This is a genomic window from Thermocrispum agreste DSM 44070, from assembly GCF_000427905.1.
In the GTDB taxonomy this organism is placed as follows: domain Bacteria; phylum Actinomycetota; class Actinomycetes; order Mycobacteriales; family Pseudonocardiaceae; genus Thermocrispum; species Thermocrispum agreste.
Map to the genome: position 1 here is coordinate 149,691 of NZ_ATYX01000008.1, position 23,244 is coordinate 172,934.

A 23,244-nucleotide genomic window follows, 5' to 3' on the forward strand; every position below is an offset into this window, starting at 1 on the left:
CGGACCTACTTCGCGGTGATCCGGCCCTGCAGGTACGGCTTGGGCTTGCGCGCGTCCCACAGCTCGAAGGCGAACCCGTCGTCCAGCTGCCACGAGGTGAACGCCGCCTTGGCGGGCAGCAGCACCGGCAACTTGAACCGCACGTCCAGCTCGAACGCCTCGGGCAGCCTGCCCTCGAACGCCGCCAGGCTGTGCGCCTTGGTCCACATGCCGTGCGCGATCGCCTTGGGGAAGCCGAGCAGCTTGGCCGTAACCGGGTACAGGTGGATCGGGTTGCTGTCCCCGGAGACCGCGGCATAGCGGCGGCCGATGTCGGCCGGGATGCGCCAAATCGCCTTCGGGGCGGGCGGCGCCAGCTGGGTCTCCTTCTTGCCGTCCGACTTCTTGCCGCTGCGCCGCAGGTAGGTGGACACGTCCCGCCACACCGGCTCGTCCTCGCCGGGCACGACCGCCTCCGAGACGAAGTCGAACTGCTGGCCCTTGTCGTGCGGGCGCAGGTTCTCCACCCAGACCCGCAGCGAGAAGTCCTCGTCGACCCGCATCGGCCGCCGCTGCGTGATCACGTTGCGCAGGTGCACCAGCCCGATCAGCGGGAACGGGAACGTCGGCTGCGTCATGAGCTGGATCTGCAGCGGGAAGGCCAGGATGTGCGGGTAGGTGGCGGGCAGCTCGTTGCCCAGCCGGAACCCGCACACCTCGTTGTAGGCCGCCAGGTGGGCGGGATCGACCACGACGTGCGGCCGCTCCAGCACGGTGCCCGGCAGCTTCGCCTGGCGTGGCTTGCGCTGGCCGGGCAGCGCCGTGGCGACCAGCGACTTGGCCAGCATCGTGGACAGCTTCTGCGGGGCGTCGACCCGGACGACGTCCTGTGCAGTACCGGTGCCCATGGTCACGCTCCGATCAGTGCCTGGCCGCACACCCGCAGCACATTGCCGTTGACCGCGGCCGATGCGGGGTTGGCGAAGTAGGCGATCGTCTCGGCGACGTCGACCGGCTGGCCGCCCTGCGCCAGGCTGGACAGGCGGCGGGCGGGCTCACGGATCATCACCGGGATGGCCGCGGTCATCTGGGTCTCGATGAAGCCGGGCGCCACGGCGTTGAACGTGTAGCCGCGCTCGGCCATCTCCGGCGCGGTGACGTCGACCATGCCGATGACGCCCGCCTTGGACGTGGCGTAGTTGGTCTGGCCGAGGTTGCCGCCGATGCCGGCCACCGACGACACCCCGATGAACCGCGCGCCGTCGCCGAGCACGTCGGACGCCAGCAGCTCGTCGTTGATCGCCAGCTGGCTCAGCAGGTTGACCGACAGCACCGAGTCCCACCGGGCGTCGTCCATGTTGACCAGCTTCTTGTCCCGCGTGATGCCCGCGTTGTGCACCACGATGTCGAGCTTGCCGAAGCGCTCGGAGAAGTACTCGACCAGCGTCTTGCCCGCGTCCGCCGCGGTGACGTCCAGCTGCAGCGCGTTGCCGCCGATCCTGTTGGCCACCGCGGACAGGTCGGCGCCCTGGGCCGGGATGTCCAGCACCACGACCTTCGCGCCGTCCCTGGCCAGGGTCTCGGCGATCGCCGCGCCGATCCCGCGTGAAGCGCCGGTGACCAGCGCGACCTTGCCGTCCAACGGCTTGGCCCAGTCGGCGGGCGGGGTCACCTTCGCGCCCGCGGTGCCCGCGGTGCCGATCCGGATGACCTGCCCGTCGACGAACGCCGACTTCGCGCTGAGCAGGAAGCGCATGGTCGACTCGGTGGCCTCTTCGCTGCCCGGCGCGACGTACACCAGCTGCGACGTCGACCCCTTGATCAGCTCCTTGCCCAGCGAGCGGGTGAAGCCCTCCAGCGCGCGCTGCGCGATCCGCTCGCGGCCGGAGGTCAGCTCCGGCGGGGTGCCGAGCACCACGGTGCGCCCGCATGCGCCCAGCGACCGCAGGCGCGGCTTGAAGAACGCGTAGACCTCGCGCAGCTGCGCCGGGTCGGTGATCCCGGAAGCGTCGAAGACCAGCGCCCCGTACTTGCGGTCGCCGGGACGCTCGGACTCGTCGAGCACGTCGATGCCCGCACCGGTGATCTGCTCGGTGATCACCTTCGCCAGCCGGCCGCCTGGCGCGCCGCCGACAACTGCGGGACCCTCGAGGGGAGGTTGCCCCGGCCGGTACCGCCGCAACGGGGCAGGCTGTGGGAGCCCGAGCCGAGGGGCGAGCCACTTGCCCACCGGGGACTGGGTGAACCGCTGATATTTGTCAGCCATGACGTGCTGCCTCCTGGGTGGTTCCCGACTGGCGTGCGGTATCGCACAGCCTAACCTACTCGCGGGTAGGTTACGATCGCTACCACGAGGACGAGACGCAGGGAGCGACAATGGCCACATCGAGCCAGGCCGGATCGAGCAAGACCGCATCGAGCAGATCCACCAGGACGAGCAGGGCAGCCGGCAAGGCGGGCGGCAGCCGCGGGTCGGTCCGCAAGGTCGCCATCGTCGGCGCGAACCGGATCCCGTTCGCCCGCTCCAACGGCCCGTACGCCACGGCGTCCAACCAGGACATGCTCACCGCCGCGCTGAACGGCCTGGTCAGCCGGTTCGGGCTGGCCGGGGAACGGATCGGCGAGTTCGCCGCCGGCGCGGTGCTGAAGCACTCCAGGGACTTCAACCTGGCCAGGGAGACCGTGCTCGGCAGCGCGCTGTCCCCGCAGACCCCGGCGTTCGACGTGCAGATGGCGTGCGGCACCGGGCTGCAGGCCATCATCAACGTGGCGAACAAGATCGCGCTCGGCCAGATCGACTCGGCCATCGCCGGTGGTGTGGACACCACATCGGACGCCCCGCTGGCGGTCAACGACGACCTGCGCAAGCTGCTCATCCAGGTCAATGCGGCCAAGACGCCTGCGCAGCGGCTCAAGCTGCTGGCCAAGCTGCGTCCCGGGCACATCGTGCCGGAGATCCCGCGCAACGCCGAGCCGCGCACCGGCCTGTCCATGGGTGAGCACGCGGCGCTGACCGCGAAGGCGTGGGGGATCACGCGCAAGGAGCAGGACGAGCTCACCGTGGCGTCGCACCGCAACCTCGCCGCGGCCTACGAGCGTGGCTTCTACGACGACCTGATCACGCCGTTCTTGAAGCTCACCCGTGACCAGAACCTGCGCCCGGACACGTCGGTGGAGAAGCTGGCCAAGCTCAAGCCGGTCTTCGGCGGCGAGAACGGCACCATGACCGCCGGGAACTCCACGCCGCTGTCCGACGGCGCCTCGGTGGTGCTGCTGGCCACCGAGGAATGGGCCAAGGAGCGCAGGCTGCCGGTGCTGGCGTACCTGACGTTCTGCGAGACGGCCGCCGTGGACTACGTGCACGGAGACGAGGGCCTGCTGATGGCACCTGCCTACGCGGTGCCGCGCATGCTGGCCAGGGCCGGCCTTGCCCTGCAGGACTTCGACTTCTACGAGATCCACGAGGCGTTCGCTTCCCAGGTGCTGGCCACCCTCAAGGCGTGGGAGGACCCCGGCTTCGCCAAGGAGAAGCTGGGCCTGGACGAGCCGCTGGGCAGCATCGACCGGAGCAAGCTGAACGTCAACGGTGGCTCGCTGGCCGCTGGGCACCCGTTCGCGGCGACCGGCGGCCGGATCGTCGGCACGCTGGCCAAGGCGCTGTACGAGAAGGGCTCCGGCCGCGGACTGATCTCCATCTGCGCGGCGGGCGGTCAAGGCGTGACGGCCATTCTCGAGCGGTAAGACGAGCCCGGCCCATCCGCTGGGGCGTCGGCGGCGCGAGCGGTACGTTCGCGCCGCCGACGTGTTTCTTGTAGCCGTGGCCATGCACGACCCTCGGCCGTGCATGCCACCGACAACCACGCTGACCTGCACGTTCTCCTTCATCCCTGAGAAAATCTCAGGGTCGGTTCAGGCCGAGTTCAGGGAGAAAACCGGACGACAGGCACTTTCTTCGTCCGTACGTTCTTCGCCATGGCTACTGGCGCATCCGACATCGCGGTACGGGCCGAGGGCCTGGTCAAGTCCTTCGGATCGACGAAGGCGCTGAACGGCGTCGACCTGGAGATCCCGAAGGGCACAGTGCTCGGTCTGCTCGGCCCGAACGGTGCTGGCAAGACCACCACCGTCCGCATCCTGACCACGTTGTTGCGGCCCGACGCAGGTCGGGCGTACGTCGCGGGCCACGACGTGCTGACCGAGCCGGACAAGGTGCGCCGCTCGATCGGCCTGTCCGGCCAGTATGCGGCGGTCGACGAACATCTCACCGGCGCCGAGAACCTCTACATGGTCGGCAGGCTGTACGGCATGAACCGCTCCACGGCGCGGGCGCGGGCCCGCGAACTTCTGGCACGGTTCCGGCTGACCGAGGACGCCGACCGGCCGGCGAAGGGCTACTCCGGCGGTATGCGCCGCCGGCTCGACCTGGCTGGGGCCCTGGTGGCCAAGCCACCCGTCGTGGCGCTCGACGAGCCGACCACCGGGCTCGACCCGCGCAGCCGGATCGACATGTGGGAGGTCATCTCCGAACTGGTCGACGACGGCACCACGGTGCTGCTGACCACGCAGTACTTGGAGGAAGCCGACCAGCTGGCCGACACGATCATGGTGATCGACCACGGCAAGGTGATCGCCCGCGGCACCGCCGACCAGCTGAAGGCCCAGATCGGCGGGGAGCGGCTGGAGCTGGTCGTGGACGACGCGGCCGACCTGCCGCTGGCGCAGCAGGTCCTGGCCGACGTCGGCTCCGGCGAACCGCACGTCGACCAACACACCCGTCGAGCCGAAGTGCTGGTGGACACCGGCACCAAGGCGCTGATCGAGGCGCTGCGCAGGCTCGATCAGCACAGCGTCGTGGTCAACGACGTGGCGCTGCACCGGCCGACCCTCGACGACGTCTTCCTGGCGCTGACCGGGCACGCGGCCGAGGAAGCGGCGGCGGAGTCCGGCACCACGAGCAAGAAGAAGGTGAAGGCATGACCACGCTCGCGCTGACTCCGCAGGGCGGCTTCGGTGGCGCGCTGGCGCGCACGTTCAGCGACGGCGGCACGATCATGTGGCGGAACCTGATGAACGTCCGCCGCAACCCGGAGCTGCTGCTGAGCGCCACCGTGCAGCCGATCATGTTCGTGCTGCTGTTCGCCTACGTCTTCGGCGGCAGCATCGGCGACGACCCGGTGATGTACCGGGACTTCCTGATGGGCGGCATCTTCGTCCAGACGGTGGCGTTCAACTCCGCGTTCACCGTCATCGGGATGGCCAACGACCTGCAGAAGGGCATCATCGACCGGTTCCGCTCGCTGCCCATGTCCCCGGCAGCGGTGCTCATCGGCCGCACCATGGCCGACCTGGCGGTGACGCTGCTCGGCCTGCTGGTGATGTCGCTGTGCGGCCTGGTCATCGGGTGGCGGATCCGGGGCAGCTTCACCGACGCGGTGCTGGCCTACGCGGTGCTGATCCTGTTCGCCTTCGTGATGGCCTGGATCGGGGCGCTGGTCGGCCTGATCTCCGGCAGCGTGGAGGTGGCGCAGAGCGCCGGGTTCATCTGGATCTTCCCGGTGACGTTCATCTCCACGGTGTTCGTGGCGGCCGACCGGCTGCCGGGGCCGCTGCAGGCGTTCGCGGAGTGGAACCCGATCAGTGCGCTGTCCGACTCGGTGCGGTCGCTGTTCGGCAACTACCAGCTGCGGCCGCCGACGGACGCCTGGGCGCAGCAGAACCCCACGCTGTACGCGCTGATCAGCTGCCTGGTGCTGCTGGTCGTGTTCATGCCGCTGGCCGTGGCCAAGTACCGCAAGGTCGCGGCGAAGTAGCCCCGGTCGCGGTAGAGATCTCTGGCCCTCTCTAGTGATTCCGCTAGAGAGGGCCAGATTGCATGATGGTCAGTGTGATCGAGGCCACATAAACAGCGTCGACAAATCGGTGGACCTTGACGTTACGTCAACTCCTACCGTGGTCGGCGTAAGGAGGGAACAGTGACCGCCGCGAGAGCCACGTCCGAGTGGTCCATCCAGGAGATCGCCAGAGCGGCCGGGACCACCAGCCGGACGCTGCGTTACTACGACGAGCGTGGGCTGCTGAGACCGAGCCGGGTGGGCAGCAACGGCTACCGGTACTACGACCAGGAGTCGCTGGTGCGACTGCAGCGCATCTTGCTGCTGCGCGATCTCGGCCTCGGGTTGGACGCCATCGTCGAGGTGCTGGACGGCGAGCAGGACTCGCGCGCCGCCCTGCGGGCGCACCTGGACTGGCTCGAACACGAAAGGGCTCGCCTGGCCAGGCAGATCGCGTCGGTTCGCCGAACCCTGGACGCACTGGAGAAAGGGGAGCCGATCATGGCAGACGAAGCGTTCGACGGCTTCGACCACACGCAGTACAAGGACGAAGTCGTCCAACGGTGGGGCAAGGAGGCCTACGAGAGCAGCGACCGCTGGTGGCGCTCGCTGTCGAAGGACGAGCAGCGCGAGTTCCAGCGCAGGCAGGAGTCCATCGCGGCCGACTACGCCAAGGCGTACCAGGCCGGGGAGACCCCGGCGAGCAAGCAGGTGCAGGAGATCACCCGCCGTCACCTCGAGTGGATCACCAACGCCTGGGGCGGCAAGCAGCCGTCGGCGGAGCAGTTCACCTGCATCGGTCAGATGTACGTCGACGATCCGCGCTTCACCAAGAATTACGACAAGCACGGCGAGGGCACGGCGGCGTTCGTCCGGGACGCCATGAAGGCCTACGCCGAAGCCAACCTGTAGTGACACCTGATGGCCGGGGCCGCGGACCCGGCCATCCGCCGCTGTCCACGACGGCCTTGCCCACGCCCGGCGGCCGCCCGAGCAGCAGCCCGGCCAGGACCTGGGACCGGCACGCTTCACCCGGGTCGCGCGCACCACGATGCCCGTCCTCCGGGTGGTCAGGTGAAGGTGCGCCAGACCCGGGCCGGGCGCGCACCACGATGACCACGGTCACCTGCGACAACGGGCGGATCTGGCCGGCAGGACCGGGCAGTTAACCTGGACGATGTGCCTGCACCAGCCCAGCCGTTGCGAATCGGCCGTTTCGAGGTCGATCCGCCGGTCGTGCTCGCCCCGATGGCGGGCATCACCAACCGGGCGTATCGGCAGCTGTGCCGGGAGTACGGGGCAGGTCTGTACGTCTGCGAGATGATCACCGCGCGGGCGGTGGTGGAGCGCCACCCCGGCACCTTCCACATGATGAGCTTCGCACCCGGCGAGTATCCGCGGTCCATGCAGCTCTACGGTGTGGACCCGGCCACGATCGCGGAAGCCGTCAAGATCGTGCTGGGCGAGGGGCTGGCCGACCACATCGACGCCAACTTCGGTTGCCCGGTGGCGAAGGTGACCCGCAAGGGCGGAGGCGCCGCGCTGCCCTACAAGCGGCGGCTGTTCGGCAAGATCGTGGCCGCCGCGGTCGCCGCCGCCGAGCCCTACGGTGCCCCGTTCACCGTGAAGTTCCGCGTCGGCATCGACGACGACCACCACACGTACTTGGACGCAGGCCGGATCGCCGAGCAGGAGGGCGCGGCCGCCGTCGCCCTGCATGCCCGCACCGCCGCGCAGCGCTACTCGGGCAAGGCCGACTGGTCGCACATCGCCCGGCTCAAGGAAGCGGTCACCAGCATCCCGGTGCTGGGCAACGGTGACATCTTCACCGCACACGACGCCCTGCGCATGGTCGAGCAGACCGGCTGCGACGGAGTGGTCGTCGGCCGCGGCTGCCTGGGCAGGCCGTGGCTGTTCGGCGAGCTGGAAGCCGCCTTCGCCGGGCGTCCGATCCCGCCGGGGCCGAAGCTGGGCGAAGTGGCCAAGGTGCTGCGCAGGCACGCCGAGCTGCTGATCGAGCACGACGGCCACGACAAGGCCATGCGGGACCTGCGCAAGCACATGGCCTGGTACTTCATGGGCTTCCCGGTCGGTTCCGAGCTGCGCCGCAAGTTCGCGATGGTGAGCAGCCTGGCCGAGCTGGACGAGCTGATCGCCCAGCTGGATCACGAGGCGCCCTTCCCGGAGGCGGCGACCGGGCCGCGCGGCCGCCAGGGTTCCCCGGGCAAGGTCACCCTCCCGCACGGGTGGCTGGACGACCCGGACGACCCGAGCGTGCCGGAAGGCGCCGACATGATGCACTCCGGTGGATAGTTCCGCGCAGCTGGCAGCCGTCACCCAGCTGGTCACCGACGTCGTCGGCGCGCCGGCCATCGGCCTCTACCTGCACGGCTCGGCCACGTCGTCCGAGCTGCGGCCGGCCAGCGACCTGGACTTGCTCCTGGTCACCGACCGCAGCTTGCGCGGGCAGGAGCGGACAGCGCTGCTGGCTGGCCTGCTCGACATGTCCGGCGTCGCTGTCGACGTGCGTCCGATCGACATGACCGTCGTCGTGCGCACGGACATCGTCCCCTGGCGGTATCCGCCGAAGGCCGACTTCGTCTACGGCGAATGGTTGCGCCAGGAGCTGGAAGCGCGCGGCCCGCTTCCGCCACATCCGCTGCCCGACCTTGCCGTGCAGCTGGCGCAGGCGCGGGAGTGCGGACGCCCGATCTTCGGGCCGCCTGCCGACGTGGTGACAGCCCCCGTGCCGCACCGCGACGTGGTCGAAGCGGGCGTGGCAACCGTCCCCGAGCTGCTCGCCGAGTTCGACGGCGATCGGCGCAACGTCCTGCTGACCCTGGCGCGCATCTGGGCCACGGGATCCACCGGCCGGCTGCTGGCCAAGGACGCAGCCGCCGAGTGGGCGCTGCCACTGCTCCCGGAAGAACACCGGCCGGTCCTGCGGCATGCCATCGAGCTGTATCGCGGTTGCACCTACGCCGACGAGACATGGCCTGGCCCACTTGCCGCCCGCGCCCGGGAGTGCGCGGAGTTCATGGCGATGGAGATCGGCCGCCGGGTCGGCCGCATGCCCGGCAAGCGCCCGCCGAAAACCACCCCTGTGCGGTAGGTCCGCCAGGGCGGACGCCGCACGTCGTCGACGAATCGCCGCCCGACCAGCCCGCCCCAGCCAGCTCAGATCGCCCGCATGCGCAGCGGCAGCCCGTCGGCCGGGATCGGCCCGGTGCCGTAGGTCATCGGTGGTTCGTAGTCCTCCGGGACCGACCAGGTGTAGCGGAGCAACAGCTGGTGCATGATCGCCTTCACTTCCATGGTCCCGAAGTGCATGCCGATGCACTTGTGCGCGCCGCCGCCGAACGGCATCCAGGCGAACCGGTGCGACTTGTCCTCCCGCCGCGGCTCGGCGAACCGCTCCGGGTCGAACACGTCCGGGTTCGACCACCACGGCTCCATCCGCTGCGTCGGGTACACCCCCAGCACCACCCGGGCGCCTGCCGGGATGTAGCGGCCTTCCAGCTCGGTGTCGGCGATCGCCCGGCGCATCAGCACCCCCACGGGCGCGGACATCCGCAGCGACTCCTTCAACACCAGGTCCAGCGACCGCAGCCGGTCCAGGTCCGCGTACCCGATCCGCTCGGTGCCCAGCGCCATCGACTCGGCCCGCACCCGCTCCTGCCACTCCGGGTGCTTGCCCAGGTAGTAGGCCATCATCGCGGCGGTGACCGTACTGGTGTCGTGCGCGGCCATGAGCAGGAAGATCATGTGGTTGACCACGTCGGCGTCGGTGAACCGCTGGCCGTCGTCGGTCTCCGCCCGGCACAGCACGCTGAACAGGTCGCTGCCGCCGCCCGCCCGCTTGGCCGGGATGCGCTCGGCGAAGTACCGCTCCAGCTGCCGCCTGGCACGCAGGCCTCGCCGCCAGATCCCGCCGGGCACATCCGCCCGGATCAGCGCCTGGCCTCCGCGCACCGTGTCCACGAAGGCCTCGTTCAGCCGGTCCGCCTCCGGCCCGAGCTTGCCGCCGACGAAAACCTCGGTGGCGATGTCCAACGTCAACCGCTTGAGGGCGGGATAGATCGGGAACCGGCCGCGCGGCTGCCACTGCGCCAGGCCGCGCGCGATGGCCGGGTTCATCACGTCCAGGTAGCCGAGCAGGCGGTCCCTGGTGAACGCCTGCTGCATGATCCGCCGATGCCGATGGTGCTCGTCGAAGTCCATCAGCATCACGCCGCGGTGGAAGAACGGTCCGATGAAGTACTCCCACCCGGGGCCGTTGGCGAACGCCTTGTCCCGGTTCACCAGCACCCGGCCGATCGGCTCCGGGCCGAGCACGATCACCATCTTGGTGCCGAATCCGCCGACCCAGTGCACCGGCCCGAACCGCCGGTACCGCTCCCTGGCGAAGCTGAGCAGGTCGCTGGTCACCACCAGCGAGTAGCCGAGCAGCGGCGGACCGGCGTCGCCGAGCACCGGTTCGAGCCCACTGCCGGGCGGCGGCGTGGCCAGCGGCTGCACCGGCGCCTGCACCCGCTTCGACGCCGTGGCCAGGGTGGTGTGCACGCGGCGGACCACCGTCGACTTCACCGTTGATGCGAGCGTCGCTGTCATCGGCCCTCCAACATCAGGCGTGATGCGCACCATAGCGGAATCAAACGTTTCCGTAAACATTCGTTTCCTAATATCGCCCGTGTGGCAGACTCGGCGAGGTGACCAGAGCGGCGACAGGCATCTATCGCGGAGCGACCGCCGAGGAACGGCGCGCCCAGCGCAGGCGCCGCCTGATGGACGCGGCGCTGGAGCTCATCGGCACCCAGGGCTGGGCGCAGACCACGCTGCGCGGTGTGTGCGAACGGGCCCGGGTCGGCCCGCGCTTCTTCTACGAAAGCTTCGCCGACCTCGACGAACTGGCCGCGGCGGTGCACGCCGAACTGGTCGACGACGCATTGCAGAAGACGCTGCGTGCGGTGCGAGAAGCGCCGGACGACCTCGCCGCGAAATCGCACGCGGGCGTGGCCACGATCATCAGGGCGTTCACCGACGACCCCAGGCGGGCCCGGTTCGTCTTCGCCGAAGCGCACGCCAGCGAGACGTTGATGCGGCTGCGGTTCCGCGCGATGCGCACCATCGCCGACGTCGTCGCCGAGCAAGCCGCGACCCTGCTCGACATGCCGCCGGACAGCGAAGTGGTGCGGCAGGCCTTCGCGTTGCTGTTCACCGGCGGCGTGGCGGAAATGATCTTGGTCTGGCTGGACGGCGGCCTCGACCTGGACCGGGACGGCCTGATCGACTTGTGCCACGAGTTCCTGCTGACCTCGGCACGCACCCTTCCCGACCTGGCGGCCAGGGTGAGCAGGCGATGAACCGGGCACGCTGGGCGCGGTACTGGGACCGCCAGTCCGCACGCCACGACGCCGAGATGATGCGCTGGGACAAGCGCCTGTTCGGCGACTCGCGGTCGTGGGCGTGCTCGCAGGCGCGCGGCAACGTGCTCGAGGTCGCCGTCGGCACCGGGCTCAACCTGCCCCACTACCCGCCGGACGTGCGGCTCACCGGCATCGACTTCAGCGCACAGATGCTCGCCCTGGCCGAACGGCGAGCCACCGGCCTCGGACGCCCGATCACCCTGCTGCGAGCCGACGCTCAGCGCCTCCCCCTGGCCGACGACAGCTTCGACACGGTGGTGTGCACGTTCGGCCTGTGCGCCATCCCGGACCACGAAGCCGCCCTGGACGAAATCGACCGGGTGCTGCGCGACGGCGGCAGGCTCATCCTCGTCGACCACGTCGTCTCCACGAACCGATTCCTGCGCGCCGGGCAATGGCTCCTCGAGCGCATCACGGTGCCGCTGGCCGGGGAGAACTTCCGGCGACGTCCCCTGCTGTCGGTCCAAGCCCGCGGCTACACCGTGCAGCAGGTCGAACGGTTCCGGTACGGGCTGGTCGAACGCCTGGTGGCGACCCGGGAACCAGCGGTTCGGTGACCGTGCACCGGCATCCGTGAGGTGGAGAAGCCGCGGTGTCCGGGTGGTGTTGCTGGGCGCTGTCCCGGCCGCTGGGGGCCGGTCGGTGGAACTGGGGAAGGCGCACGAGAACTGCGGGTGGCGTCGGCGCGGCCGCACCGATCGAGAGCACGACTGTGACCACGCTCACCCGCCGATCGAGTGATGTTCTCGCCACCACGGGGGACGGCACCTCAAGCGCATTCGCGAATCCGTCGAAACACATTACGAACATCAGGGAGGCGGGGCGCGGATGCATGGACCGGAAGCCAGTCGCATTCCAACCGCTTCCGCCCTGTCGTCGGCAGCAGGCCACCCGCAACTGGGGCCGAACGGCAACGGCGCATCACCGGCCGATTTGATCGCGCTGCACGAGTCGATCGCCAAGCTGCTGGCCGTCCAGGGCAACTGGAAGCGGGCGTACTCGCACATGCACGCGGCCTTGCGCCTGGCGCGCGAGGCCGAGAACGCCGGCCCGGTCGTTCCCGAGCAGTTCCGGATGCAGGTGGCCGAGCTGCACCGCGCCCACGCGGCCGCGTTGCACGCCAGCATGCGCGACTCGCTGACCGCTGCGTACAACCGCCGCTATCTGGACCAACGGCTCGCGGAACTGCTGGCCGAGCATTCCGCGGACCCGCGCAGCCCCGGCATTGCGGTCGCGCTCGTCGACCTGGACCTGTTCAAGGACGTCAACGACCGGCACGGGCACCTGATCGGCGACCGCGTACTGCGCCAAGTGGTCCGGCTGCTGCAATCCGAACTGCCCAACGGCGGCTTCTGCGCCCGGTACGGCGGTGAGGAATTCGTGCTCGTCCTGCCGGCAACGACGGCGCAAGCCGCGGTGAGCTGCGTGGAACGGACGCGCCGCCGGGTGGCCGCGCATCCGTGGACGATGCTGGCACCCGATCTCCGGGTGACGATCAGCGCGGGCGTGGTCCACATCGGCGGCGGCGACTACCCGGCCGACACCGAACTGTGTCTCGGGCTGGCCGACGAAGCCCTCTATGCCGCAAAGCGCGCCGGCCGCAACGCGGTCAGCTATCGGATGGCCGACACGATCAAGCTGGCGAACACCGGCGACGGTGACCGGTAACGGCGCGATTGGGCACACCGACCAGCGATTTCGTCACAGCGTTGGACCGCGCCATTGTGTTCTGCTCCATTGCGGTGATATCCGTACGGTAACGAACCGAATGCCGACGGCGTGTAACACACAGGCAACCAACGCGGAAGAGTTCGCCGTGTATCAGATGGTGTGAGCAGAGGGGAGCACTGAGTGCAGGACGACGACGGCGCTCAGCGTTCCCGATCCGGCCGGCGAGCACCCCGCCTCGGTCTCCGGCGGCCGACGGCGGAAACCGAACCACCGCGACACCACGCCGCCGAGCCGCGCGGCCGGTCACCCGGCGAGGTCGGCGAACGCACCCGCGTGACCGAGCCCCCACGGGACGAGCGGCCCGAACCCGCACGGCGGCGCCGCGCCTTCACCCCGCCGTCGGGCGTGCCCGGGCGCGCCGACCGCCCAGCGGGAAAGCCGAGGAAATCGCGCGCCGAACAGACCACGCAGGTCCGTCCTCCGGTGCCGTCACGGGTGGCCGGAACCCACGCCGCCGAACGCAAAGCGGACGATGCCGAACCCACTCCGGACCGCCCGGGCCGCCGGCGAGCGGCGTTCGTCCCCCGAGCCGACAGCGCATCCAGGCGGTCGCCGGGCGCTACGAAACAGCAGGCAGCGGATGCCCCTGGTGACCGGCGTCGCGGCCCAGCGCCCCATGACCGGCACCGCGACCCGGCACCTGGCCGTCACGCCCGCGGTACCCCACCCGCCGACCGAGAAAACCGCGCCCGCGGCCCGGCGCGTCCGGACCAGCAGCGCGGCCCCGCAGGTGCGGCACCCGAGCGGGACCGGCGCCCGGCATCCGGCGACCGGCTCCGCGGTCCGTTCGTCGCGGACCGCGAGCGCCGCCACGCACCGGGCGACCGCAACCGGTCCGCTCAGCCCGGCCACTCCCGCCCGGCCCCTGCCGGCCGAGACGGCAGCCCGCGGCCCGGCGACCACGGCCAGGACCCGGCCGACCGGAACGGCGCCCCTGCCGACCGCGAGGTCAAGACGCACATCCTGGCGGCGCACATCCGCAAACCGGAGGACGAGCCGCAGCAGCCACGCCCGCGGCTGCCCGCGCCGCCCCCGCCACGCCCGCGCCCCCCGAAACTCACCTCCGCACAGAGCACGGTCGTCCAGCGGTCGTGGCGCAACGAGCCGACGGTGGTCATCCCCAAGGTCACCGAGGACGGCGAACCACCCCAGAAACCCGACGAGCCGGCGCCGAGCACCCGGCTGCAGGAGAAACGCGAACGCAAGGACCGCAGGCTGCTGCTGGCAGGCAAGGCCGCGGCCGCCACACTGGCCGTGCTGATCTTCCTCGCCGCAGGCGCCGCGTGGGGCATGAAGACGTGGTACGACTCCAAGTTCACCGAGGTCTCCGCGCTCGATCAGGAATCGAAGGACATCAAGAACAAGGCGGCGCAGGTCGGCGACGAGAACTTCCTCATCCTCGGCTCGGACAGCCGGGTCGGCGCCCCGAAGGGCGCAGGCATCGGCACCGAGGAGACGGTCAAAGGCGCCCGCTCGGACACGATAATGATCGCCCACCTGCCCAAGGAACGCGATCGCGCGGTCTTGGTGTCCTTTCCCCGCGACCTGGAGATCACCCGCCCCGAGTGCCACCGGTGGAACTACAAGACCGGGGAGTACAGCGACGAGGTCGTCCCCGAGACGCCGCAGGTCAAGCTGAACACCGCCTACGCGGAGGGCGGGCCGCGGTGCGTCATCAAGTGGGTGCAGAAGATGACCGGCATGCGGATGACCAGGTTCGTCGGCATCGACTTCGCCGGGTTCAAGGAGATGGTGGACGCGGTCGGGGGCGTGCAGGTGAAGGTCGACACGCCGATCGTCGACTCGATCCTCGGCACGGTGGTGGACAAGCCGGGCCTGGTCACGCTGACCGGGGACCAGGCGCTCAGCTTCGTGCGGGCCCGGCACGTCGAAGGCGACCCGACGTCGGACTACGGCCGGATCAAACGGCAGCAGCAGTTCATCGCCGCGCTGCTGACCAAGACCATGTCCCGCGACGTGCTGCTGGACCCGGACAAGCTCACGTCGTTCGTCAACGCGTTCGCCGACGCCACGTTCGGCGACAACATCGGCGTCGACCAGCTGCTGGAACTGGCCCAGTCGCTGAAGGGCCTGGACACCGACTCGGTCGTCTTCCTCACCGTGCCCACCACCGGTTACGCCAACGAACGGGGCAACGAGGTGCTGCTCGAGGACCGAGCCCAGGAATTGTTCTCGGCTATCATCCACAACGAACCGATACCCGGGGTCGACACCGGCGAGGACGCGTCGCACGACACCTCAGGCGACGACTCGTCCACCGACCAGGGCGGAACATCACCCGAAGGCCAGTAGTCCGGCCGCGCAGGTCACCCCTGACGAAGCGGGACGCGATCCTTTCGTCCGCGATTCACCCCTGGTTCACCTCCACGCTACGGCATGCCACCGGACGCGAACGTAGAGTGGCGTCATGCCGGAACGACCTGGCCGCCGGCACCGAAGGAGTTGAGAATGCGCGAGGCATACCACGTCGAGCTGGACCGGCTCGCCGAGCGGCTGGCCGACATGTCCGCCATGGCGGCCACGGCCATGGAACGGGCCACCAGGGCGCTGCTCGATGCGGACTTGACCCTGGCCGAGCAGGTGATCAGCGACGACCAGAAGATCGACGACGCACGCGCGGCGTGCGAGGAGCACGCCTACCAGCTGATCGCCCTGCAAGCCCCGGTCGCCACCGACCTGCGCACCGTGCTGGCCACCATCCACGCCGCGGAGAGCCTGGAGCGCATGGGTGACCTGGCCCTGCACGTGGCCCGTGCGGCGCGCCGCAGGCACCCCGACCACGTGGTGCCCAAGCCGGTCGAGCACTACTTCGCCGAGATGGGCGAGGTGGCGGTGCAGCTGGGGCGGCTGGCCGAGCAGGTGATCCGGGAGCGCGACGTCTCCAAGGCGCAGGAGCTCGAGCGCATCGACGACAAGGTGGACGACATCCACCGCCACCTGTTCTCGGTGATCATGGACAAGGACTGGGAGTACGGGGTGGCCGCGGCGGTGGACACCACCCTGCTGGGCCGCTTCTACGAGCGGTTCGCCGACCATGCGGTGTCGGTGGCCAAGCGGGTGATCTTCATCGTCACCGGCAAGATGCCCGGCTACAACACCGACGCCGACGCCGACCTGTAGCTCGGCCGACCACCGGCTGCCCTCCTCAGGCGGGCGGCCGAGCACGACAGTGGGCAAGCCACCGAACCGCCTGGTGGCGCTGTTCGGTGGCTTGTCCGTCTCGTCACCCGAGGTGTCCCGGCGTGCTGTGCAATCGGAGGAAACCCGCTACTTCCGGGATGTTCAGGAGCCGCACAGGGCGTGCTCGATCAGGTCCGCGATCACGTCCCCGGCGACCTCCGGCGCGTCCGGCGCCGGCACCAACGAGTCGGTGTTGATCGACACCGTCACGCTGCGCCTGCCATCGGGGCTGACGCCGTTGCGGGTCATGAAACCCGGGATGTCCCCGCCGTGCGCCCAGGACCCACCGCACGAGTTCGGGATCCACACCAGGCCGAGGCCGTAGCGGGCACCGAGCCAGGCGGCGTCGCGCGGCTCGGCCCGGACCGTCCTGGTCATCTCGGCCAGCTCCCGTGGCCGCAGGACCTTGCCGCTGACCAGGGCCCGCAGGAACTTGTTGCTGTCCGCGGTGGTGCTGATCATCTCGCCCGCAGCGTCCCCCCAGGACGGGTTCGACGCCGTGACGTCGATCGGGTCTCCGTCCTGCGGATTCTCCGCGGTCAGATCGTCGACGAACCGTTCGTAACGCAGGCGCTCGAGTCAGCCGCACGCGGCCACCGGCCGGTAGCCGCGGCGACACCGGAACCGGCGATTGAGTACCTTCCGTCCATTCGCAAACAGAGAGGAGCTGCGCATGGCGAAGGTGTTCGAGCGTGGCGAAGGCCGGTACACGTACCGGGTGTTCGGACGACGGGTCGTGTGGGCTCCGCTGTGGTGGGTGGCCGTCGTGCTGCTCGGCGTGGCGATCTTCCGGCTCTTCGTGATTCCGGTGCACGTCACCAACAACGGGGGCGAAACCGTGTACGAGTGCGGTGGGGCGGCGTTCGGTTCGACCGCCCACCGGCTCGGCGCCAGCGGCTCCGAACGGATCGAGGCCAGCGAGTACGGTGAGCGGCGGTGTGCGCGGGAGCGCACCGTGGAGACCGAGCGCGGGATGGCGTTCGCGGCTGTCGCGCTGTTGCCGTTTTGGCTCGGCATCAGGCAGGTCCGTGGATCGTGGGTGCCGTGGCAGCACGTCGCCGCGGCCACCTGCGTCGGGGTGAGCATGATGCTGTTGCTCGGCCCGGACGAATCGAGCCTCGGGGCGGAGTGCGGCTCGCTCCTGTGGGTGGACGTGGAGCGATCCAGCAACGAGCAGATCGAAGACAGGTCCTGCATCATCGAACGCCCGAGCCGGGTGGGCTGGGCGGTCTTCTGGGGCGTGCTGTCGGTGCCGTTCGTGATCTCCGCGTCCCGCCGCGACGATCACCAGTGACGCGCGCTCAGCCGAAGCGCCCAGTGATGTAGGCCTCGGTCCGTTCGTCCGACGGTGTGCTGAAGATCTTCTCCGTCGCGTCGAACTCCACCAGCCGGCCAGTGCGCTCGCCGGTCTGCTCGTCCACCACCGTGGTGAAGAACGCCGTCCGCTGGGAGACCCGGGCCGCCTGCTGCATGTTGTGCGTGACGATCACGATGGTGTACTCGCGCGCCAGGTCCAGCATCAAGTCCTCGATCTTCTGGGTGGCGATCGGGTCGAGCGCCGAGCACGGCTCGTCCATCAGGATGACCTCGGGATTCGTGGCGAGAGCGCGCGCGATGCACAACCGCTGCTGCTGGCCGCCGGAGAGCGCGAACGCCGACTTGTGCAGCTTGTTCTTCACCTCGTCCCACAGTGCCGCGCGGGTGAGCGCCTGCTCCACCAGATCGTCCATGTCGTCGACCTTCATGCCGGTGACCCGTGGCCCGTAGGCGATGTTGTTGTAGATCGACGCCGGGAACGGGTTCGGTTTCTGGAACACCATGCCGATGCGCCGCCGGACCTCGATGACGTCGACGTCCTTGCCGTACAGATCGACGCCGTGGTAGCCGATCAGCCCTTCCACCCTGGCGCCGGGCACCAGGTCGTTCATCCGGTTCAGGCTGCGCAGCACGGTCGACTTGCCGCAGCCGGACGGGCCGATCATCGCGGTGATCTCGTTCGCCCCGATGGTCAGGTTGACGTCGCTGACCGCGCGGAACTTCCCGTAGTAGACGCTGACGTCCTTGCAGCTGAGCACCGGGCTGCCCCGGCCGGGCAGGCTCAGGTCGTTGGCCGACGCCGTCTCCAGGTCCAGCCCGCGTGCCGGGTTGCGGCCTTGCGCTGCCATGCTGCGACTCCTCACTGACTGCACGTCTTCAGCCGATCCGGCCGGAGATGTAGTTGTCGGTGCGCTCGTCGGACGGGTTGGTGAAGATCTTGTTGGTCTCGTCGTACTCCACCAGCTCGCCCCAGCGGCTGTGCTCGTCCGCACCCACCTGCACCATCAGGAACGCCGTCATGTCCGACACCCGGGCGGCCTGCTGCATGTTGTGGGTGACCACCACGATGGTGAAGCGCTCCTTCAGCTGCAGCATCAGGTCCTCGATGCGGCCGGTGGACACCGGGTCGAGCGCCGAGCACGGCTCGTCCATCAGGATCACGTCCGGCTCGGTGGCGATGGCCCGCGCGATGCACAGCCGCTGCTGCTGACCGCCGGACATGCCGTAGGCGTTGTCCTTCAGCCGGTCCTTCACGTCGTCCCACAGCGCGGCCCCGCGCAGCGCCCGTTCGACGATCTCGTCCATGTCGCCTTTCATGCCGACGGTGCGCGGGCCGAAAGCGACGTTGTCGTAGATCGACTTGGGGAACGGGTTGGGCCGCTGGAAGACCATGCCGATCTTCTTGCGCACCTGCACCGGGTTGACCTGCGGGCTGTAGACGTCCGCGCCCTGGTAGAGCACCTTGCCTTCCACCCTGGCGCCGGGGATCAGGTCGTTCATCCGGTTCAGGCTGCGCAGCAGCGTCGACTTGCCGCAGCCGGACGGGCCGATGAGGGCGGTGATGGTGTTGCGGTAGATGTCCATGCTGACGTCGTTCACGGCCTTCTGCCGGCCGTAGAAGACGGACACGTTGCGCAGCTCGAACACCGTCTCCCTGGCGGCACGCTGGGCACCGGAGGCCGGCTTGAGCGCGGCCTCGACGCTGGTGCGGCCACCCGCCGGGGCGTCGGGGCTGTTCGTGGTCACCTGCGGTCGCTCTCCTCGCATAGGCTCCTACCAGCGTCGCTCGTAGCGGTTGCGCAGCCAGACGGCGAACGAGTTCATCGCCAGCAGCACCGCGAGCATCAGGATCACGCCCGCGAACGCCAGCGTCTGGAACTCCTCCCTCGGCTCGACCGCGTTGCGGTAGATCTGCACCGGCAGCGCCGAGTACTGGCCGTCGAACAGCACCGGCAAGAACGGGGTGAAGCCCGCCGCGCCGACCAGCAGCAGCGGCGCCGCTTCCCCCATCGCCCTGGCGACGGCCAGGATCACGCCGGTCAGGATGCCGGGCGCGGCGGCAGGCAGCACCTGCCTGCTGATCGTCTGCCACTGGGTGGCGCCCAGCGCCAGCGACCCTTCCCGGATGGACGACGGCACGGCGCGGATGGCCTCCCTGGCCGCGATGATCACGGTCGGCAGCACCAGCAGCGCCAGCGTGATGGAACCGGTGGCGACCACCAGGCCGAGCCCGATCGGCCCGCGGGCGATGAACGCCAGGCCGAGGATGCCGAACACGATCGACGGCACGCCCGCCAGGTTCTGGATGTTCAGCTCGATCAGCCGGTTGTACCAGCGATCCTTCTTGGCGTACTCCTCCAGGTAGACGGCCGCGCCGACACCGACCGGGACGACCAGGACGATCACCCCGACGATCATGTAGATGCTGCCCACCAGCGCCGGCCCGTAGCCGGCCTGCTCCGGCCGGATCCGGGACGGCTTCTCGGTGATCATGTCCAGGTCCAGCCGCCCCCAGCCCCGCCACGCGGAGTAGATGATCAGGCTGGTCAGCATGACCAGCGCGGTCGCCAGCGCCAGCAGCATGAGCGCGCGGAAGACCATCCCGCTGATCCGGTCGCCGCGCGGCTGCTCGCCGAACACCGACTCGACGGCGGCCCGCGCCCCTGCGGTGGCCAGCCGGGCCCGTCGCGGTCCCTGGTACCGGTCGGCCATCACTCGTACACCTCACGGAAGCGGCGGACCAGGCGGATCGAGATGAGGTTCATGATCAGCGTCATGAAGAACAGCAACGTGCCGACGGCGAAGATGGTCTTGTAGGTGATGGTCCCGGTGGCGATGTCGCCGGTGGCGGTGCGGCCGATGTAGGCGGTCATGGTCAGCACCGACTCGCCGAACTCCCACGGGCCGACCAGTTTCGGGCTGGCGCCCGCGGCGATGAGCACCACCATCGTCTCGCCGATCGCCCGCGACGCGGCCAGCACGCACGCGGCCACGATGCCGGAGATCGCGGCGGGGAACACGACCTTCCGCGTCACCCGTAGCTTGGTCGCGCCCAGCGCGAACGCGCCCTCCCGCAGGCCCGGCGGGACCGCGCGCATGGCGTCCTCGGCCACCGAGGCGACCAGCGGCACGATCATCACGCCGACCGCGACCCCGGCCACCCCCTGGGAGAACAACCCGTCCAGGTCCACCCACGGCAGCAGATCGGCGAAGAACGGCTTCATGAAGTACAGCGCGAACAGGCCGATGGCCACCGTCGGGATGCCCGCCAGCACCTCGAGCACCGGCTTGACGATCCGGCGCAGCCGCGGATTGGCGTACTCGGAGAGATAGAACGCCGACAGCAAGCCGACCGGAATGGCCACGATCAGCGCGATCACCGTGATGTTCAGCGTGCCGACCACGATCGGCAACACGCCGTAGCTGGTCTGCGTGCCGCGCCCGGGCTGCCACTCGGTGCCGAACAGGAACTCGGTGAGCGACACCTCGGAGAAGAAGTCGACGGTCGGCACCAGCAGCGAGATCACGATGGCCGTGGTGACCAGCACCGACAGCCCGGCGCACAGGAACAGGAAGGCCTTGATCAGCTTCTCGCCGTAGCGCGGGCTGGTGGCCTTCAGCGAGGGCCGGGCGACCTCGCCGCCTGCCTGGTTCACACGTGTGGGCATGCGCTTACCACTGTGCTCGGGATCCTTGCCTTGTTCGGTGTCGTCGGGTTCGTCAGCGTCATCGGTCGCTCAGCGCCTGCTCGGTCTTCGCGGCCTGCTCGTCGGTCATCGGGATGTAGCCGGCCAGCCTGGCGATTTCCGCGGAGTTGTCGACAAAGTAGTCGACGAACGCCTTGACGTGCTTCTTTTGCATCGATTCGCGCGACGGGTAGATGTACAGCGGGCGGCTCAGCGGCTGGTACTCGCCGCTCTGCACGGCTTCCGGCGTCGGCGCGACGCAGCCGTCGCCGGCGTCGATCTGCAGCGCCTTCACCCTGTCCTTGTTGGCGTCGAAGTACTCGAAGCCGACGTAGAACATCGCGCCTTCGTCTTCCATGACGCCCGCGATACCGGTGTTGTCGTCCTCGCCGATGTCCTGGTAGTCGGCGCGCTGCTCCTCCTTGTCGCCGTTGATCTCCTCGGCGAAGAACTCGAACGTGCCGGAGTCGGTGCCCGGCCCGTACAGCGTCAGCTCGGCGTCGTAGTCGATGCCGTCGATCTGGTTCCAGTTGTTCACCTGGGAGCCAGGAGCCCAGATCTGGCGGAGCTGGTCCACGGTGAGGCAGTTCACCGGATTCTCCCGGTGCACCAGCACGGTGATGGCGTCGTTGGCCACCTGCAGCTCGTAGTAGCTGACGCCACCCGCACGGCACATCTCCGCTTCCTCGGCGGTGATCTTGCGCGACGCGTCGGCGATGTCGATCTCGCCGTTGCAGAACTTCTCGAACCCGCCACCGGTGCCGGAGGTGCCGACGCCGACGCGCAGATCGGGATTCCGGTCGCTGAACAGCTCGGCGGCCGCCTGGGTCAGCGGGCCGACGGTGCTGGAGCCGTCGACCTTGATGGACAGCCCGCCGCCCTGGCCTGCCGGCCCGCAGGCCGTGACCGCGAGCGATGCCACGGCCACCGCGGCGGCGGCCGTCACCCACCCGTAGCGCATAACCCCCGACTCCTCGGTCGACACTCGGCTCAAGCCACCATGTGGCCTGACCGAGCCCGACGGTAGAAGCCGAAGGTGAACGGAAGGTGACACCACCTGAAGGTGTGATGACGAACGCACCGACGTTTCGCCGAAAGCGGGCGAATCACCCTGTCGCGTGCCACTCCCCGCGGTCAGGTCGTCACGGTGCGCTCGTACTGCACGGCGGTCGATTCCACGGTGAACCCGAGCTTGCGATACACGGCCAATGCCGGGGCGTTGTCCCCCTCCACGTAGAGGATCACCCGTTTCAGACCGCGTTTCCGCAGGTAGTGCAGGCCGGCGATGGTGAGGTTGCGGCCGAGGCCGCCGCCGTGCGCGTCCGGGTCGACACCGACCACGTACACCTCGCCGACCGGGTCTTCGCCGTCCGCGGCCGGATGCACCTTGGTCCAGTGGAATCCGACGAGACGTTGGTCACGTTCGACGACGAACAGGCCCTCGGGGTCGAACCACTCCTCGCGCTCGGCCGCTGCCACGTCCGCCACGGACAGCTGGCTTTGCTCCGGATGCCAGGAGAACGCCCGCGCATTGACCTCGACCAGCGGTCGTTCGTCGATCCCGGGCCGGAACGTGCGCAGCGTGACGCCCTCAGGCAACTGAACAGACGGCAGGTCCTCGGACAGTGGCATGCCCATGCGCAGCAGCTCACGTACCCGGGCGAACCCGTGCCTGCGCGCCAGCGCTGCGGCGGCCGGGTGGTCGGTGTGCGACCACACCCGAAGCGTTGTCGCCGCCCTGGCCAGGATGTGGTCCAGCATGGCGCCGCCGTGCCCGCGGCCGCGGTGGCCGGGGTGTACGATCAGCTCGGCGACCTGCCTGCCGAACGCGTCACCGGCTTCGTTCAGCTGCCCTACGGCGACCAGCAGACCGTCGTCCTGGCCCAGCAAGTAGGGCCCCTTGGCGAGCTCGGACGGCAGCGGGGCTCCCGGCGGCAGCTGCGGCCATCCGTCCACGCCGCCTGCGGCCTGCAGAAGGGCACGCACGGCCGCCTCGTCCTGGGAGAGGTCGTCGACCCAGCGAATGTTCACGCGGCCGACGGTAGCCGAAGATCGGCGCCGACGCGGCGGCTC

General features: G+C 69.4%; 22 protein-coding genes. 12 read left to right on the forward strand and 10 right to left on the reverse strand.

Annotated elements, in window-relative coordinates; genetic code table 11:
• Positions 1 to 5: 5 nt before the first annotated feature.
• A complete protein-coding gene (locus YWY_RS0106750) occupies positions 6 to 887 on the reverse strand; it encodes a MaoC/PaaZ C-terminal domain-containing protein (RefSeq protein WP_051309943.1) in 882 nt (293 codons plus the stop codon).
• A 2-nt stretch (positions 888 to 889) separates the two neighbouring features.
• Positions 890 to 2,245, reverse strand: coding sequence for a 3-oxoacyl-ACP reductase (locus YWY_RS0106755; protein WP_028846985.1), 1,356 nt, complete (start codon positions 2,243 to 2,245; stop codon positions 890 to 892).
• Between the two features lie 110 nt (positions 2,246 to 2,355).
• On the opposite strand from YWY_RS0106755, the gene YWY_RS0106760 reads away from it, so the two are divergent.
• The 6 genes from YWY_RS0106760 to YWY_RS20680 all read left to right on the forward strand — a co-directional run bounded on the left by YWY_RS0106760 (position 2,356) and on the right by YWY_RS20680 (position 8,922).
• Positions 2,356 to 3,720: an acetyl-CoA C-acetyltransferase gene (locus YWY_RS0106760; RefSeq protein WP_028846986.1), complete on the forward strand. Its 1,365-nt coding sequence runs from the start codon at positions 2,356 to 2,358 to the stop codon at positions 3,718 to 3,720.
• 231 nt (positions 3,721 to 3,951) lie between these two features.
• Complete coding sequence (locus YWY_RS20675) at positions 3,952 to 4,956, forward strand: daunorubicin resistance protein DrrA family ABC transporter ATP-binding protein (protein WP_038044665.1); 1,005 nt, start codon at positions 3,952 to 3,954, stop codon at positions 4,954 to 4,956.
• Positions 4,953 to 5,789: an ABC transporter permease gene (locus YWY_RS0106770; RefSeq protein WP_051309944.1), complete on the forward strand. Its 837-nt coding sequence runs from the start codon at positions 4,953 to 4,955 to the stop codon at positions 5,787 to 5,789. Before YWY_RS20675 ends, YWY_RS0106770 begins: the two co-directional genes overlap by 4 nt.
• A gap of 162 nt (positions 5,790 to 5,951) precedes the next feature.
• A complete protein-coding gene (locus YWY_RS0106775) occupies positions 5,952 to 6,722 on the forward strand; it encodes a MerR family transcriptional regulator (protein ID WP_028846988.1) in 771 nt (256 codons plus the stop codon).
• A gap of 258 nt (positions 6,723 to 6,980) precedes the next feature.
• A complete protein-coding gene (gene dusB, locus YWY_RS0106780) occupies positions 6,981 to 8,123 on the forward strand; it encodes a tRNA dihydrouridine synthase DusB (RefSeq protein WP_028846989.1) in 1,143 nt (380 codons plus the stop codon).
• Entirely contained in the window at positions 8,116 to 8,922 is an 807-nt protein-coding gene (locus YWY_RS20680; RefSeq protein WP_051309956.1) for an aminoglycoside adenylyltransferase domain-containing protein, read from the forward strand. The genes dusB and YWY_RS20680 overlap by 8 nt, the downstream gene beginning before the upstream one ends.
• Positions 8,923 to 8,987: 65 nt before the next feature.
• On the opposite strand, the gene YWY_RS20685 is transcribed toward YWY_RS20680, so the two are convergent.
• Entirely contained in the window at positions 8,988 to 10,421 is a 1,434-nt protein-coding gene (locus YWY_RS20685) for a cytochrome P450 (RefSeq protein WP_051309957.1), read from the reverse strand.
• Between the two features lie 98 nt (positions 10,422 to 10,519).
• On the opposite strand from YWY_RS20685, the gene YWY_RS0106795 reads away from it, so the two are divergent.
• The 5 genes from YWY_RS0106795 to phoU all read left to right on the forward strand — a co-directional run bounded on the left by YWY_RS0106795 (position 10,520) and on the right by phoU (position 16,108).
• Positions 10,520 to 11,173 carry a TetR/AcrR family transcriptional regulator gene (locus YWY_RS0106795; protein WP_028846990.1) on the forward strand — a complete coding sequence of 218 codons (654 nt, stop codon included), beginning with the start codon at positions 10,520 to 10,522 and terminating at the stop codon, positions 11,171 to 11,173.
• Positions 11,170 to 11,793 (forward strand): class I SAM-dependent methyltransferase, encoded by a 624-nt coding sequence (locus YWY_RS0106800; RefSeq protein ID WP_028846991.1) that lies wholly within the window; start codon positions 11,170 to 11,172, stop codon positions 11,791 to 11,793. The genes YWY_RS0106795 and YWY_RS0106800 overlap by 4 nt, the downstream gene beginning before the upstream one ends.
• A gap of 376 nt (positions 11,794 to 12,169) precedes the next feature.
• Complete coding sequence (locus YWY_RS0106805; RefSeq protein ID WP_245566580.1) at positions 12,170 to 12,904, forward strand: GGDEF domain-containing protein; 735 nt, start codon at positions 12,170 to 12,172, stop codon at positions 12,902 to 12,904.
• A gap of 1,173 nt (positions 12,905 to 14,077) precedes the next feature.
• Positions 14,078 to 15,280: an LCP family protein gene (locus tag YWY_RS20690; protein WP_051309961.1), complete on the forward strand. Its 1,203-nt coding sequence runs from the start codon at positions 14,078 to 14,080 to the stop codon at positions 15,278 to 15,280.
• A gap of 156 nt (positions 15,281 to 15,436) precedes the next feature.
• Complete coding sequence (phoU, locus tag YWY_RS0106815) at positions 15,437 to 16,108, forward strand: phosphate signaling complex protein PhoU (RefSeq protein WP_028846993.1); 672 nt, start codon at positions 15,437 to 15,439, stop codon at positions 16,106 to 16,108.
• A 162-nt stretch (positions 16,109 to 16,270) separates the two neighbouring features.
• Here phoU and YWY_RS20695 read toward each other — a convergent pair whose 3' ends face one another.
• Positions 16,271 to 16,738 carry a serine hydrolase gene (locus tag YWY_RS20695; RefSeq protein ID WP_084609059.1) on the reverse strand — a complete coding sequence of 156 codons (468 nt, stop codon included), beginning with the start codon at positions 16,736 to 16,738 and terminating at the stop codon, positions 16,271 to 16,273.
• Between the two features lie 103 nt (positions 16,739 to 16,841).
• Here YWY_RS20695 and YWY_RS20700 point away from each other — a divergent pair, with 103 nt between their 5' ends.
• Entirely contained in the window at positions 16,842 to 17,462 is a 621-nt protein-coding gene (locus YWY_RS20700; protein WP_038044667.1) for a hypothetical protein, read from the forward strand.
• A 7-nt stretch (positions 17,463 to 17,469) separates the two neighbouring features.
• Here the strand turns inward: YWY_RS20700 and pstB (YWY_RS0106830) are convergent, their stop codons facing one another.
• From pstB (YWY_RS0106830) to mshD, 6 genes are all read right to left on the reverse strand, one after another.
• The gene (pstB, locus tag YWY_RS0106830) at positions 17,470 to 18,333 is read right to left on the reverse strand and encodes a phosphate ABC transporter ATP-binding protein PstB (protein ID WP_038044668.1); all 864 of its coding nucleotides are present in this window, start codon (positions 18,331 to 18,333) and stop codon (positions 17,470 to 17,472) included.
• Between the two features lie 28 nt (positions 18,334 to 18,361).
• Positions 18,362 to 19,132, reverse strand: coding sequence for a phosphate ABC transporter ATP-binding protein PstB (gene pstB, locus YWY_RS0106835; RefSeq protein WP_245566592.1), 771 nt, complete (start codon positions 19,130 to 19,132; stop codon positions 18,362 to 18,364).
• A 126-nt stretch (positions 19,133 to 19,258) separates the two neighbouring features.
• Positions 19,259 to 20,197, reverse strand: a complete 939-nt coding sequence (gene pstA / locus YWY_RS0106840; protein ID WP_211227489.1) for a phosphate ABC transporter permease PstA — start codon at positions 20,195 to 20,197, stop codon at positions 19,259 to 19,261.
• Positions 20,197 to 21,153 (reverse strand): phosphate ABC transporter permease subunit PstC, encoded by a 957-nt coding sequence (gene pstC, locus YWY_RS0106845; protein ID WP_051309963.1) that lies wholly within the window; start codon positions 21,151 to 21,153, stop codon positions 20,197 to 20,199. Before pstC ends, pstA begins: the two co-directional genes overlap by 1 nt.
• Positions 21,154 to 21,211: 58 nt before the next feature.
• Positions 21,212 to 22,156 (reverse strand): PstS family phosphate ABC transporter substrate-binding protein, encoded by a 945-nt coding sequence (locus tag YWY_RS0106850; RefSeq protein WP_211227490.1) that lies wholly within the window; start codon positions 22,154 to 22,156, stop codon positions 21,212 to 21,214.
• A 149-nt stretch (positions 22,157 to 22,305) separates the two neighbouring features.
• Positions 22,306 to 23,202, reverse strand: a complete 897-nt coding sequence (gene mshD, locus YWY_RS0106855; RefSeq protein ID WP_028847000.1) for a mycothiol synthase — start codon at positions 23,200 to 23,202, stop codon at positions 22,306 to 22,308.
• Positions 23,203 to 23,244: the final 42 nt, after the last annotated feature.